18 protein-coding genes and 1 pseudogene are annotated in these 13,116 nt (G+C 48.1%); 5 read left to right on the top strand and 14 right to left on the bottom strand.

What is annotated here, in order from left to right; all coding sequences use genetic code 11:
- Window positions 1–6 precede the first annotated feature (6 nt).
- Together Q5741_RS19915 and Q5741_RS19920 are read right to left on the bottom strand one after the other, a co-directional pair.
- The gene (locus tag Q5741_RS19915; RefSeq protein ID WP_305025861.1) at window positions 7–579 is read right to left on the bottom strand and encodes a GNAT family N-acetyltransferase; all 573 of its coding nucleotides are present in this window, start codon (window positions 577–579) and stop codon (window positions 7–9) included.
- Window positions 580–782: 203 nt separating this feature from the next.
- The gene (locus tag Q5741_RS19920; RefSeq protein ID WP_305025862.1) at window positions 783–1,169 is read right to left on the bottom strand and encodes a MerR family transcriptional regulator; all 387 of its coding nucleotides are present in this window, start codon (window positions 1,167–1,169) and stop codon (window positions 783–785) included.
- A 108-nt stretch (window positions 1,170–1,277) separates the two neighbouring features.
- Here Q5741_RS19920 and Q5741_RS19925 point away from each other — a divergent pair, with 108 nt between their 5' ends.
- The gene (locus Q5741_RS19925; protein WP_305025863.1) at window positions 1,278–1,694 is read left to right on the top strand and encodes a carboxymuconolactone decarboxylase family protein; all 417 of its coding nucleotides are present in this window, start codon (window positions 1,278–1,280) and stop codon (window positions 1,692–1,694) included.
- A 54-nt stretch (window positions 1,695–1,748) separates the two neighbouring features.
- On the opposite strand, the gene Q5741_RS19930 is transcribed toward Q5741_RS19925, so the two are convergent.
- The 4 genes from Q5741_RS19930 to Q5741_RS19945 all read right to left on the bottom strand — a co-directional run bounded on the left by Q5741_RS19930 (window position 1,749) and on the right by Q5741_RS19945 (window position 4,005).
- Window positions 1,749–2,357 carry an esterase/lipase family protein gene (locus Q5741_RS19930; RefSeq protein WP_407074394.1) on the bottom strand — a complete coding sequence of 203 codons (609 nt, stop codon included), beginning with the start codon at window positions 2,355–2,357 and terminating at the stop codon, window positions 1,749–1,751.
- Window positions 2,358–2,552: 195 nt separating this feature from the next.
- The gene (locus tag Q5741_RS19935; protein ID WP_305025865.1) at window positions 2,553–3,107 is read right to left on the bottom strand and encodes a dihydrofolate reductase family protein; all 555 of its coding nucleotides are present in this window, start codon (window positions 3,105–3,107) and stop codon (window positions 2,553–2,555) included.
- Between the two features lie 17 nt (window positions 3,108–3,124).
- Entirely contained in the window at window positions 3,125–3,520 is a 396-nt protein-coding gene (locus Q5741_RS19940) for a DUF3221 domain-containing protein (RefSeq protein WP_305025866.1), read from the bottom strand.
- Window positions 3,484–4,005, bottom strand: coding sequence for a DUF402 domain-containing protein (locus Q5741_RS19945; protein ID WP_305025867.1), 522 nt, complete (start codon window positions 4,003–4,005; stop codon window positions 3,484–3,486). Before Q5741_RS19945 ends, Q5741_RS19940 begins: the two co-directional genes overlap by 37 nt.
- Window positions 4,006–4,050: 45 nt before the next feature.
- Between Q5741_RS19945 and Q5741_RS19950 the strand changes: the two genes are divergently transcribed.
- Window positions 4,051–4,218 (top strand): ClpP family protease, encoded by a 168-nt coding sequence (locus Q5741_RS19950; RefSeq protein ID WP_305025868.1) that lies wholly within the window; start codon window positions 4,051–4,053, stop codon window positions 4,216–4,218.
- Window positions 4,219–4,264: 46 nt separating this feature from the next.
- Here the strand turns inward: Q5741_RS19950 and Q5741_RS19955 are convergent, their stop codons facing one another.
- On the bottom strand, window positions 4,265–4,798 hold the full coding sequence (locus Q5741_RS19955) for a hypothetical protein (RefSeq protein WP_305025869.1): 534 nt from the start codon (window positions 4,796–4,798) through the stop codon (window positions 4,265–4,267).
- Window positions 4,799–4,920: 122 nt separating this feature from the next.
- Entirely contained in the window at window positions 4,921–5,817 is an 897-nt protein-coding gene (locus Q5741_RS19960; RefSeq protein WP_305025870.1) for an SDR family oxidoreductase, read from the bottom strand.
- A gap of 202 nt (window positions 5,818–6,019) precedes the next feature.
- Here Q5741_RS19960 and Q5741_RS19965 point away from each other — a divergent pair, with 202 nt between their 5' ends.
- A complete protein-coding gene (locus Q5741_RS19965) occupies window positions 6,020–6,772 on the top strand; it encodes a GNAT family N-acetyltransferase (protein WP_305025871.1) in 753 nt (250 codons plus the stop codon).
- A 69-nt stretch (window positions 6,773–6,841) separates the two neighbouring features.
- On the opposite strand, the gene Q5741_RS19970 is transcribed toward Q5741_RS19965, so the two are convergent.
- Window positions 6,842–7,150, bottom strand: coding sequence for a YtxH domain-containing protein (locus Q5741_RS19970; protein ID WP_305025872.1), 309 nt, complete (start codon window positions 7,148–7,150; stop codon window positions 6,842–6,844).
- 210 nt (window positions 7,151–7,360) lie between these two features.
- Between Q5741_RS19970 and Q5741_RS19975 the strand changes: the two genes are divergently transcribed.
- Together Q5741_RS19975 and Q5741_RS19980 are read left to right on the top strand one after the other, a co-directional pair.
- A complete protein-coding gene (locus Q5741_RS19975; protein ID WP_305025873.1) occupies window positions 7,361–7,579 on the top strand; it encodes a hypothetical protein in 219 nt (72 codons plus the stop codon).
- Between the two features lie 73 nt (window positions 7,580–7,652).
- Window positions 7,653–8,366, top strand: a complete 714-nt coding sequence (locus Q5741_RS19980) for a gamma-glutamyl-gamma-aminobutyrate hydrolase family protein (RefSeq protein ID WP_305025874.1) — start codon at window positions 7,653–7,655, stop codon at window positions 8,364–8,366.
- On the opposite strand, the gene Q5741_RS19985 is transcribed toward Q5741_RS19980, so the two are convergent.
- The 5 genes and pseudogenes from Q5741_RS19985 to Q5741_RS20005 all read right to left on the bottom strand — a co-directional run.
- Window positions 8,335–8,841 (bottom strand): P-loop NTPase family protein, encoded by a 507-nt coding sequence (locus Q5741_RS19985; RefSeq protein ID WP_305025875.1) that lies wholly within the window; start codon window positions 8,839–8,841, stop codon window positions 8,335–8,337. The genes Q5741_RS19980 and Q5741_RS19985 overlap by 32 nt on opposite strands.
- 7 nt (window positions 8,842–8,848) lie before the next feature.
- A complete protein-coding gene (locus Q5741_RS19990; RefSeq protein ID WP_305025876.1) occupies window positions 8,849–9,490 on the bottom strand; it encodes a hypothetical protein in 642 nt (213 codons plus the stop codon).
- Between the two features lie 153 nt (window positions 9,491–9,643).
- Complete coding sequence (locus Q5741_RS19995) at window positions 9,644–10,879, bottom strand: extracellular solute-binding protein (protein WP_305025877.1); 1,236 nt, start codon at window positions 10,877–10,879, stop codon at window positions 9,644–9,646.
- A 27-nt stretch (window positions 10,880–10,906) separates the two neighbouring features.
- Window positions 10,907–12,598, bottom strand: a complete 1,692-nt coding sequence (locus Q5741_RS20000) for a methyl-accepting chemotaxis protein (RefSeq protein WP_305025878.1) — start codon at window positions 12,596–12,598, stop codon at window positions 10,907–10,909.
- 285 nt (window positions 12,599–12,883) lie between these two features.
- Window positions 12,884–13,042: pseudogene (locus Q5741_RS20005) on the bottom strand (VOC family protein); the annotation flags it as partial.
- Window positions 13,043–13,116 lie beyond the last annotated feature (74 nt).

Genomic DNA, 13,116 nt, shown 5'->3' on the forward strand with positions numbered 1-13,116 from the left:
TAGACATTAAGCTTCCTGTACGTCCGCACGCAGCAGACCATAAATCTCCAGATCGACAATGCCCTTGCCCGACCAGACAGAGGCTTGGCGAAGAAGTCCTTCCCGGATAAATCCGTTCTTCAGCAGTACCTGCTTGGATGCTTCATTGGCTGGCATGACCTCGGCCTGAATGCGGTTCACCTCTACGACTTCGAACAGGTACTTCACCAAGACTTGCACAGCTTCCGTAGCAATGCCACGGCCCCAGTGATCCCTTGCGAGAAAATACCCAATCGTTACCATATTCACTTTACTGTTCCACTCCATGGCTTCAGCGATGCCGACCAGTCGGTCAGGCTCATCCTGGGTAAAGATTCCCCATTTAATCCTCGTCTTTTTAAGATAATCCCGTTCAAAATGTCCGATCATCGACTTTACTGTTGCCTGGTTATGCTTCGGAATAATTCCGCAGTATTCAAATACGGTATCATCACTGTAAATCCGGTAGACATCATCCAGATGCTCGGCCGTGATCTGACGAAGCAGCAGCTGCTCTGAGGCCAGATCGGGAAATTTCCCAAATGCTTGATTGATCTGCATAGGCATTCCTCTCATTATCAATATAGTAAAGGCTCTATTAATCTTACCTCATCGTGCATGTGCTGACTGCCAAATGATTGGATAACGCAGATAAAGTCATCCTACTCGAACAGTCCCAGCTTTTTTACCAGGTCATTTACATCATGGCCTTTGAGGGCTCCTTCTACGAGGGCGGGCAGCAGAGCGGGGGCGCAGGCAAAGCTTTAAAGCCCTGCTTCGTTCATCCTTTCCTCCAGATTTTGATAAAAATGAATTTTATCCCGGATCCTCCTCTTGTTCTCTCTAAGCTTGCGGATTTGCTGCTCGATGATCGCTTCATGATGCTCCAGCATCTGCCTGCGTTCCGTGACGGTTGCATCACCCAGACTCCGCAGTTCGGAGAAGCGGATCATGCCATGAATAGGCATTCCGGTCTCACGCAGCCGCAGCAAAAAGTCAATCCATGACAGGTCCTGTTCGGTAGATAGCCGATATCCCTGCTCATTGCGGTGGATACCGGAAAGCAAGCCTATTTTCTCGTAATAACGAAGGGTGTGGGTGGACAGCCCGGTTATTTGGGTTACTTGCTGAATGCTATAAGTATTCTTCATATTCCAGATTATAGCATACGGCAGGCTTGCTTTAGAGCGCGCTCTAAGGTGTAACATACGTAATGAGCTAATAGAAAAATATGAAACAATACTTTGGGAGGTTAGAACATGAACGTAAAAGAGAACAAAAGTAAATCCGTTGACCCGCAGACAGAGCGCTATGAACGGGGCTGGGAACAACTGAAAAAGATCGACGGAGAGGCGGGCGAGCGGGTGATTCAATCCCTTCAGGAAGTTGCTCCGGATTTGGGGAGATATGTGATTGAGTTTGCTTTTGGGGACATCTATTCGCGGGAAGGATTAAGCCTGCAGCAGCGACAGCTGGTAACCCTGTCTTCATTGACAACCCAGGGAGGATGCGAGCCCCAGTTGACCGTTCATCTGAATGCTGCGCTTAATGTAGGGCTGTCGACCCGAGAGATTGTAGAAGCTATTATGCATTGTGCACCGTATACGGGTTTTCCGAGAGTACTGAATGCGATACAGACAGCCAAACGGGTATTTGAAGAACGAAATTTAGTATAGGGACAAAATGAAGAAGAGCCATTCCTCTGGAAAGGCTCTTCTCTGCGGCAGCGCCTACTCTGCAAGTGTTTCGCTAATCAGACGGTTCACGCCCGAGTTGAAGATCAGGCCAATGTGGGACACACCGGTAACTCGAATGTTATGGGCTCCGTTAAGTATGGACAGATAGGGTGACACAATGGTATCGCTGGTGGAATAAATCGAAATCACCTGAACACCTTCTGGAGCGGTGCTGGTAGTGAGCCGGTTCGCGCCGCCTAGTGTAATCAGTTTACCGACCTTGTCTCCTCCATTCCGGTTCAATATGTAATACAGACTGTTAGCACCGCCCATGCTGTGGGCAACAATATTCACTTTGGAGCTGCCTGTATTCTGGATGACCTGGTCTACCAGGCTTGCAATTGCCGCTGAATTCAGCCGTTGATCCCCCTGCTTGCTTGGAAGATCGATAGCGAACATCTCGTCGCTGGACCAGCCTTGAGAGCGGAGATAGCTTTGAATATACAGAAAATTACTGTCTGATCCTCCCAGCCCGTGTACAAATACGACCGGGGTATGCGAAGCTGCTGCCTGAGCTTTGGACGGGGGGCTGATAATAAGCACAAGGAGTGCCGCAATGAAGGTACCCGCCAGGAAAAGACGCCAATTCTTTTTTTTCATCATTATTCCTCCTGTTCATCATGGATTGACAAGTTCAATCATAAAACGTAATAAATGACAAAATAAGGTACTAATTTCATATTTATTACAGAGACTCTGTACCCATTCAAGAGGGGAGGAATTTCCTCGAATGTGCAAATATCTATATATTAATCTCCGAGAAAGCAAAGAAGCGGCTTGGCGGCCGCCTCCTGATCGCTATTGATTTTTTGAAATGATTTCTGAACGCCGTTCATAATGCAATTCTGCAAACTGACCGAAACGCCGTACATCCAGCAGCTTTAGCTGATTCTCCTGCTCGCCGGGAATGAACAGCGGAATGCCCTGACCCAGGATCACGGGTGCAATCTGGACGATCCATTCATCGATAAGCTGCTTCTGGATCAGAGGCCGCAGAAGCGCACCACCGCCGACGACCCAAATGCGCTGTCCCGGCTGCTGCTTCAGCCGACCGACCAGGACCTCAGCGTCTTCGTCCACGAAGGTGACATGTTCATCGGATCCGGTCGTAGTCCGGGAGAATACATAACAGGTTTTACCTTCATACGGAAAAGCCTCCGGCGAGAGCACCTGAATCTGCTCATAGGTGGTACGGCCCATCAGAAGAGTATCTACGGTATCATAGAATTCGGCATAACCGCTCTCTTCCTCACCTTCTGTCCCAATCAGCCAGTCCAGGGAATGATTCTTCCGTGCAATATAACCATCCAGACTCATCGCCCCATAAAAGACAACATTACGCTGCTGATTCATCAGCTTGACCGCCTCCATTATAAAATCTCGATATTTTTGGCAATACGGATCGGAGGAAGGGAGTCCATTTGTTCATTCGTGGTGGTAATCCTGACCTTCTGTCCTTCCTTTAGAGATTCATAAGTTTGCTTATCGGTAAGATAGTAGGAGCTGTCCTTTTGCTGCACCGCTAACTCGATTAATTTTTCTTTGCTGGTATCGGCCAGCAGCACGAGGGCATATCCTATTCGTTGTCGGATCCAATGTAGCACCCCTTTCAAATAGAGGTTGGTACGGTCATGTTGCACAGCCGGTCTCTTGATCCTATTGACATCATTCAGCAGCAAATGGTTGCAGTAACATAAAAATCGAATAGCTGCTCCGATGTTTTCTTTGGTTATGAGTGAGAACAAGGCAGGAAGGGAGAAGCCCATTTCAGGGCAGCCTCATCGAAAGGGAAGGTTTTCTTTTCGGCACGCGCCTGCAGCCGCTGTAAGGCCTGAACGGCCTGTTCCTTCAACGCTTCCGGATAGTCATACTTCACACTGTTCTCTACGAATTCATCTTCATCCACGACCATCCATTCCCCCTGCGGGGAGCGAAGCAGGTCGAGATCCAGATCCACAAAGGAAAGCCGGTCTCCGTCCAGGACGGATGGCATAGCGATGTTACAATAGTAGGATGTGTTTTGTCCCTGCTTGAATTCAATGGCAGCGGTAAACCACTCCTTGAGGAAAAAGAATTCCAGAGAAGCATGTTCAATAGTGAATACCTTTTGCTTCGTATGATGGGCCAGCGGACGGCCAGCCTCACACCACACGATGATAAAGTCCTCGGTCTGCTCCAGCAGGGTTCCCTGCCAGTCATAATGAGCATGATTCGGATATTTCAGAGCAGAAATATGGATTAATGGCTTCATTGATTAGATCCCCTTTGTAAAAAAGTGCTGTTTCCTGAGTCTAGCATGGATGAAAGGCGGCTGCAGCATCGCCAGCGTCTAAACCAGCTGCTGGCCGACCATACCGGTCAGACTCTGAAGCGGATCGATAAGGATTCGGACCGCGATTATTTCCTGGATGCAGCTGAAGCCGTGGCTTACGGCCTGATCGACAAGATTATATCAAAGTGCTGAACCCTATCCCAAAAATCCCGGACAGGATCATCCTGTCCGGAATTTTTTAGTTATGGTTATTTTCATGAATCCAGCTTTGTATCCGTTCGATCTTATCCAAATCTTTATCATTATTTTTGTCTCTTCGATAGCTGTCCTGCGAGGAGCGGTTGTATACCTCCAGATACTGCTGGGCGGACAAAAGGCGATAGGGTGCAGGGCCATCTGCAATGACCTTCAATTCCTCAGGGGAGATACCGGCAAAAGGAAGAAGATCCTCTTCGTAGGCAAACCCGACCTCATAATAATCATGTTGGGATAAGCTGCTTTTCTCAGACTCAGACAGGTCGCTTTTCTTAAACTTGTGTTCATGCAGATCGGTTAAGACATAACCTACTCCTTCCATTACCTCCTGCAGCATAGTCCAATCTTCCCGGATATACCGTTCAGGCACAAGAATATCGATATCCTGCGGAGCAAACCACATTTCGGTTGCCCGCTCCAGTCCCAGGGATCCGTACAGGACAGGCGTTATCTTCAACTGCTGTTGGAGTTCTGCAGTAATACGGAGGAACTCCTCATAAAGAACCTCACTTTTCAAGCCAATCACCTCTTTTATCTAAGTAAACCTTTTTGCGTCAAAACCAGTTTAAACGATTGCCAGGGGTGGGCACAAAAAAAGCACCCTTCCATTCCGGAAAGGTGCCCTTTGTGAGCGAATGCTTATGGTGTTGGCATACCGCCGTTGGCATTCAGCGTCTCACCGCTGACATAGCTTGATTCCTGGCTTGCCAGGAATACATAGGCCGGTGCCATCTCGATCGGCTGACCTGGACGGCCCAGTGGTGTCTGGTTGCCGAACTCCTTCAGCGCGTCTTCCGGCTGTCCGCCTACGATCTGCAGCGGAGTCCATACCGGTCCCGGTGCCACCGCATTAACACGAATTCCCTTGCTGCCAACCTGCTGAGCCAGGGCTTTCGTGAACGTGTTAATCGCGGACTTGGTAGTTGCATAGTCCAGCAGAATCGGTGCAGGGCTGTAGGCCTGAATCGATGTCGTATTAATGATGCTGCTGCCTGGCTTCATATGCTTCAGCGCAGCTTTGCTCAGCCAGAACATGGAATACACATTCGTCTTGAACGTCTCGTCGAACTGTTCGTCCGTCAAGTCAGCAATGTCTTCGACATACTGCTGCTTGCCGGCTACGTTGGCCAGAATATCCAGGCCGCCAAACTCCTGCACTGCTGCGGATACGAGCTGTTCACAATACTGCTTGTCCTTGATGTCACCAGGGATCGCAACGGCTTTACGTCCGGCTTCTTCCACCAGCTTCACAACCTGCTTCGCATCTTCTTCTTCCTCCGGCATATAAGAGAGGAGGACGTCAGCGCCTTCACGGGCAAAAGCAATGGCCACTGCGCGTCCGATCCCGCTGTCCGCACCGGTTACAATTGCTTTGCGGCCTGTCAGGCGGCCGGTACCACGATACAATTCCTCACCGGAATCCGGTACAGGAGTCATGTCCTTCTGAAGTCCAGGTCCTTCCTGCTGCTGCTGAAATTCTGGTCCAGCCTTGGGGTACTGGGTGCTTGGGTCTTGCAGAGTATATTGGTCTGCCATGATGGTTCCTCCTTGAATACTATTTTTTAGTACCTAACTTTTAAATACAGTCTGCAAAATGTTCATGCGAACTCACAAGTATGTAACCGTCATAGCGCCAACTTAAACAAAGAAGGCTGGATTGAAAGAGTAAGAGATAGGATGTGAGTCTGTATTTAAATTCATAAATTTGTATTATAATTCATTATTGAGGAGGGATGAAATGCTGAAGTATCATCTTGAGGAGCTCTCATTAAACCACTGGCCGTCGCTGTCAACTCTTATGACAGATGGCTGGATGCTGCGTCTAGCTAACGGCTACACCAAACGTGCCAACTCCATTAGTCCGATCTTCGGATCAACCGTGGATGTGGAAGAGAAAATTAAGACATGTGAGCAATTCTATACAGCATGCGGTCAGCGGACCATTTTCAAAATAACGCCGTTCGTGAAGCCGGCAGATCTTGATCAGCTGTTGGAAGGGCAGGATTATAGGGTTGAGGATGTTACCCAGGTGCAGACAATGACTCTTGATGCCCTGCGTCGTCCTTATTGGACCGCTTACACGATCCAGGAACAGTTGACGGAAGAGTGGCTTGAGGCATTGATCCGGATCAATGAAGTCAAGGAGCAGCACAGGGCAACGATGATCTCTATGTTGAACGGCATTATCCTTGCAAAAGGATTTATTTCACTGTATCACGAAGATAAGGTGGTGGCCTGCGGGTTGGGGGTCTGCGAACGGGGATATATCGGCCTGTACGACATCGTCACGGACCCGAAGTACCGGAATCAGGGATTGGCAGAACAGATGATACTTCATCTGCTGCACTGGGGAAAAGCCCGCGGCGCCGAAGCCAGTTACTTGGCGGTCATTGACCATAACAAGCCGGCGCTCAGGCTGTATGAAAAGCTGGGATACGAACATAGCTACAATTATTGGTACAGGGTGAAAGAGATCGGTTCTAATCGATAATTACCTGCAATAAAACGCCAAAAAAGAGAGCGGAAGCTCTCTTTATGTTCAGGCGGGCTTATGAAGATATCAGGACTGTTTGAAATTTGAAATTTCGGATTTCACACCCTGCGCCGCGGTTTGTGTCTCGTCCTTGATGTCTTTGGCGACGCTGATCGAATCCTTGATTACACCTGCCACTTCCTGGCTTTTGTCAGCCAGCATCATCCCTTGTTCATTAAGAACGTTACCGGCCTCTTTAATAAAATCAGCAGTGTCTTCAATTTTGGCCATCACTTTTGGCCGCTGCTGCGGGGAGAGAAGAATACCGACAGCACCTCCGATGATCGCTCCGGCTACTGCACCATAAATAAGAGAATTCCTCGATTGCGTATCCATGTGTTCAAACCCCTTTCATTATCGATATAGTTCGTAGTAAGTAAGAATGTAATTTATAATTACCCAATTATTTCGAGGTCAAGCGCAATTCTCAATGACGAGAAAGGAAATATAGCGATGAGAGAAATCGATTACAAGGTGTTTCGTTAATTAAGGCAAGGATACAGGAGGCGGAGAAATGACGTATACCGGATCTCGGTAGAGCATCCGGTGATTACGTCTACCCTGCAGCCGTCCGGGACGAGAACGAATGGGGTCGTGGATGATTATTTTAGCAAAGGCTTCCGGAAGCAGGAGTGGCTCGGCGGTACGGTGTACAAAAATTACCGGAGTATAGATACAGATTACAGAGCACTGCAGATCGTCGGCTTCTGCGTCAATGGCTTTCTGCGTATAAGTAGAGCGCTACGGCTTTCCCTTGAGAGATAGGCAGTCTTTTTATTATTGTATAATGCAAGAAAAGAAACTTTAGCCAGCTTGCTGCAGATGGGGGAATAGAACATTGAGTAAACCAAGAATAGGCGTCCTGCCTTTATATGATAAGGATAAGGACAGCTACTGGATGCTTCCGGGTTATATGAAGGCCATTGAGCAGGCGGGAGGAATTCCGTTCATGGTGCCGTTAACCTCGAATGCTGATGCCATCCATTCCATGACAGACCTATTGGACGGATTTCTGTTCACGGGTGGGCAGGATCTTGATCCTCATATTTATGGTGAAGTGAAAACAGAGGCGTGCGGTGAAATATGCGGTGAACGGGACCTTATGGAGAAGTTATTGTTTGAGCGGGTGAGGGAGGTGGGGCTACCGGTGTTCGGCATCTGTCGTGGACTGCAGCTGTTTAATGCGCTGTTAGGAGGGACCCTGTACCAGGATCTTCCCAGTCAGCGCTACAGCGAACATAAGGTTATACACCGGCAGCATGCGTCTTACAGCGAGCCCGTGCATGAGGTATACATAGAGGAAGGATCACTGCTGCATCAGATTGTGCAAAAGGATTCCTTGTCCGTCAACAGCCTGCACCATCAGGGGATCCGGAAATTATCCAGCCAATTGCTTGCTGCGGCACTCGCAGAGGACGGACTGGTTGAGGCGGTAGTGATGCCGGATCACAAGTTTATGGTGGCTGTGCAGTGGCACCCTGAGCTTAGTTATACATCCGATGACAGCAGCATGAAGCTGTTCAAGGCCTTCGTAGAAGCTTGTCAGACCTAGACGGTCTGTTATCTGTAAGTCGAATCACCTTAAGGCCGTAGGATCGCAGCTTGTATTCAAAAGCCGGTCTGTTTTGTTCAAAGTCTCTGGTCCATTGGTACATCAATCGCAGCATCTTCAAATCAGGTTTATAATGACAAGGTTCTATGCCAAGCTTTTGCTTGAGATAACGTGTGAAAATTCGAAGTTTCCGCTTCCACAAAAGCGGATCCAAAAAAATGATGATGTCTGCCATATCATACAGAAATTGATAGGAGGCCCGGTCCGTGCCTTCCATAATCCAGGCACCCTGCCGGTCAATGTGTGAGATTACTTCTGCCTGCTCGTCTGCGGTACGTTTAATCCGGATCGATTCGATCTGATGATGTACGATGGAATCCAATTCAAACCAGGGGATGCCTGTGCTCAGTGATAAATGTTGGGCTAAAGTGGTTTTGCCGCTCGCTACGATGCCAATAATCAAAACTTTGTTCATAATCTGTTTAGGTCCGGAGAGGATACACAACATGAAGGTCCTGTTCTCCGGACAGTTCTTTGTACAAAACATGATTATGATCCGCACCAACGATACACAATACCCGTTTCCCCTTATGCTGTCTGATGGCATTGCGAATTCGCTGAATCATGATCAGATGCCTGCATTCCCACCGAAGGATTTGAGCACGGGGGTTCATCTGTTCCAGCCATTCATATTTTTGCGTCGTTACCTTGTCAAAATCGGCGGAGTTGAAAGGCAGCAGACCTGAACGGCAGGCTGTCAGCTGCTTCTCGAACCATTGCTCCAATTCGTTATTGAGCTGCTGCTGTTGTTCTTCTTCATAATTTAAGAACGGGTCAAAATCCAGCCAGACATCCAGCTCCACCCAGTCTATCGGTACAAATTCGATCTGCCTCTCCTCGCATAAAGGGAAAATCAGCTCCCAATATTCACTGGCTGGCTCTCCCCAATATCCCCGCACCGCCGGGTCCTCCTGATATTTCGCCCAGCTTGCTGGGAGCACTTCTCCGCAGATAACATCGGGTTCAAATTCAAGAATCAGCTCTTCAATTACATTCAGGGACAGCCCGTATTTTTGCCTGAGTTCATCATCGTGAACAACTCCTAATATACCTACTGTCGTCATCCAGTACCCTCCTCTTAAGTTATAATGAAATGCTATATCAGAAGGGATAATTTGTAAAATGAAAAAATAGAAAAGCCCCTTCATTAGCAGGATTCATCGGACTTCTTCCTGTCTAACTTAAGGGGCTTTCAGTGTCTCGCATGCGGCGAGGGGTTAATCTTTGATGTTCAGCAAAGTCTTCCATGCATTCTGGATGTTGTTCAGACCTTCATCTATGGACTGGCTGCCGAGCAGAATGTCGCTTAGATTACCGGTGAAATCGCTGTAAAGCTGACCCTCCTCGGGGAACAATGGACGTGATTTTGCCGCTTCAAGCTGGGTTTTGAAGCCCTGTACGACCAGGTCAGACTGAAGCTCTGCATTTTCATACGTGCTTTTTCTTGTCGGCAGGGTTTTCAACTGCTTGGTAAGCTCGAGCTGCGTGCTGGTGTCTGTCAGAAAATGGGCGAGTTCATAAGCTTCTTCGGGATGCTGGGAGTATTTGCCCATGACCCAGCTGTGGCCGCCTGCAGGAGAGCCCTGGCCTCCGGGTCCCTTCGGTACAGCGGTGATCCCCAGGTTTGCGGGATCCTTAAACGCTTGTCCGCTCAGGATATCGTTAACGGCCCACGGACCATTAATAGTCATAGCTGCTCTACCTTCCTTGAAATCATTCATCATTTTCTCATAACCGTCCTGGTAATCCGAATAGGGCTGAATTACCTGTTCTTTTTTTAATGTAAGCATGAATTCAATGGCAGCTTTGGATTCCGGGGAAGTAATCCGGATTTCTTTGTCATTCGTTACCGTTCCTCCACCAAAAGCCCATAAGTAGGATTGAGCAATATAAGAGTCATTGGACAGGTAGATTCCATAGTGATTCTCATCGGTTAATTTTTTGGCATCTTCGAGCAGCTCATTCATCGTAGCGGGCGGGCTGTTCAACCCTGCGGACTGCAGCATTTTTTTGTTATACAGCAGGGCGGGAGCCTCCATAACTATAGGCAAACCCATTAACTGATGATTATGTTCTACAGATTGAATGGCAGAGTCGATAAAATCCTTCCGGTCCGACTCGGTAATATAGTCATCGAGAGGATGGAGGAGACCCAGTTCTCCAAGTTCGGATACCCACGCATTGTCTGACCGGAACAGATCCGGGGCATCGCTGCCCAGCATGGAGGTTTTGAATTGGCTGGAGGCCGCTCCCATCGACAGCTCTTCGACTTGGACCTTGATATTCGGATGTTCACTTTCAAACCGTTTAATTCGTTCCTTTAATACCGTAGTTGCCTGATCAACAGTCGTTGTCCATACCTTCAGGGTGACAGGGCTGTCAGATCCGGCAGAGCTGGAGCAGGCCGTCAACCCCATTACTGCCGCAATAATTAAAACTTTGAGTGCCTTCATGTGCTGAGCATTCCTTTCTATCCGGTATTATAATTTGAATTTGCCAATCAATGTCTTCAGGGTGCCGGCCAATTCGGAGAGCGAACCGGAAGAGGCAGTAATTTCCTCCATGGAGGCTAGCTGCTCCTGTGTAGAGGCAGATATCGTTTGGGTATTGGCCGCGTTCTGTTTCGCAATCCGGGTGACCGCGTCCATTCCTGAATTCACGCGGACGGAATCGTCCAGAATCAGCATTGCTTCCTGGCTGACTTCTTCCACATCACGTTCAGCCTGGCGAATGAGCTCCAATATCCCTTCAAAGGACACTCCTGCCAGATCGACAAGTTGAATGCCTTTCTGAATTTCGATCGTTCCCTGATTCATTTCATCCACAGCTTTCTCCGCTACCTGCTGGATACCTGACACCAGCCGGGATATCTGATCGGCTGATGTTTTGGACTGTTCGGCGAGCTTGCGTACTTCTTGGGCCACGACCGAGAACCCCCGACCTTGTTCGCCTGCCCGGGCAGCTTCAATGCTGGCATTCAAAGCAAGCAGGTCTGTCTGCGAACTGATCTCCGTAATGAGGCGGACTGCACTTGAAATTTGGTCAATCTGGTCATTCAACCCGAGGATCACTTGGGTAAGTCCGCTGTTGCTTCCCTCGATGATGCGGATCTGCTGTATAGCACGGCTTAATTCTTCTTTACCTTGCAAGGCAGTGGCAGAGGTAGTGCTGACAGAACCCAATACCGACTGTCCATGCTCTGCGATATGGGTAACCTTGCTGGACAGTTCTTCCATGGTGCTGGCATTCTCCATCAAATGCTGTACCTGCTGCTCAATCCCTTCTGTAATTTGCTGCATGGCATCAGAGATATGTAAAGTGGCTTGTCCGGTCTGTTCCGCACTGGATTTCAATTGAACGGAAGAGGCTGCAGTATGAATGGACACTTCTTCGGCGTTTCCGATAATATCCCGCAGTGAGGAGGTCATACTGTTGAATGCGTCCGAGAGCTTGGATAGCTCATCATTCCCCTTGAATTTAAGCTCAGCAAGGTTTAGATCTCCTTGTGCAACAGATTCGGCGCTGTTTTTCAACTGGCTGATGCGGCGGATCATATACTGGGACAGCATGAATGCAATGCCGAGAGAGAGAATGATAGCTGCCGCAGCAAGACCATAGCTCAAATATTGAACGAGCTGATTGGTATTCTTGATATCCTGCCTGTAAGCTTCCATTTTAGCTTCCTCTCCTTTTACTAAAGAAAGCAGGGAGAAGGCGATGGGATCATACGAATCCCTGGTATAGTTGTTTTGGGCATTGCTGAAATCCGTGAGAAGGGCATCCATAATGGCCTGTTTGTTCTCCAGACTGCTGCGCCACCGTTCAGTAAATTTAGCAATCTGTTGAAGATCCTGTGCATTTGCAGTCATTGCTTTAAGATTGGAAAGCTCCGTCTCGACAAACTTGATGTCTGCATCGTAGCGCGTTCTGTAAGAATCCCGGGTGCCCGGCGAAGCCAGCATATAAGCGGCACCGTCATCATCGGTCATTCGCGCGTACAGATTCAGTCTTTGAATGACGCTCATACGCTGCTGTGACTCCATAATAAGGCTCGTTTTCTGGATGATCTGCCGGTTCATCACCGTTGTGGAGACAACGGTCGCCACAAACAGCAAAATGATGGATAAGAAACTGAATAGAATTTTCATGCGAAGTGATAAATGAAATCTCAAAAAGTGTCCCCCCTGAATGTCTTCATATCTATTGGAAAATTTTAAGTTATCATATCCTGAATTAGGTATTGATTCCTATATGTTGTATGAAAGAGACTAATATAACATACAAAATATTGCTTTTTTCGACATATTAATCGTAAACTTCACGATAAAGGAAGAACGAGTTCATTACCTTAGAACTATTTCTATAAAATGATTTGTTCCAGATAAGCTCATCACAAGCAGACCGCTCCTCAGGGAAGCGGCCTGTCTTGCAGATGTGCTTGAATTTCGGACGGTTACTTACTTCAATCGCTCATCGTACATCAGTTGAAGCTGCACACCAAACGGGTCTTCAACAATTCCATAAGCTTTGCTGAACACGTTGCCGGCCAGCGGTACAATGACCTTGACGCGATGATCTGTCAGCAGACTGTTGTAGAATTTCTCAATCTCTTCTAGGATGTGTCTGAAAACTAAATATTATGGTAAGATTTGAGAAAAACGAATGGAGTAGCAAACATGAGTCAAAGACG

The organism is Paenibacillus lacisoli, from assembly GCF_030580655.1.
Lineage (GTDB): Bacteria > Bacillota > Bacilli > Paenibacillales > Paenibacillaceae > Paenibacillus > Paenibacillus lacisoli.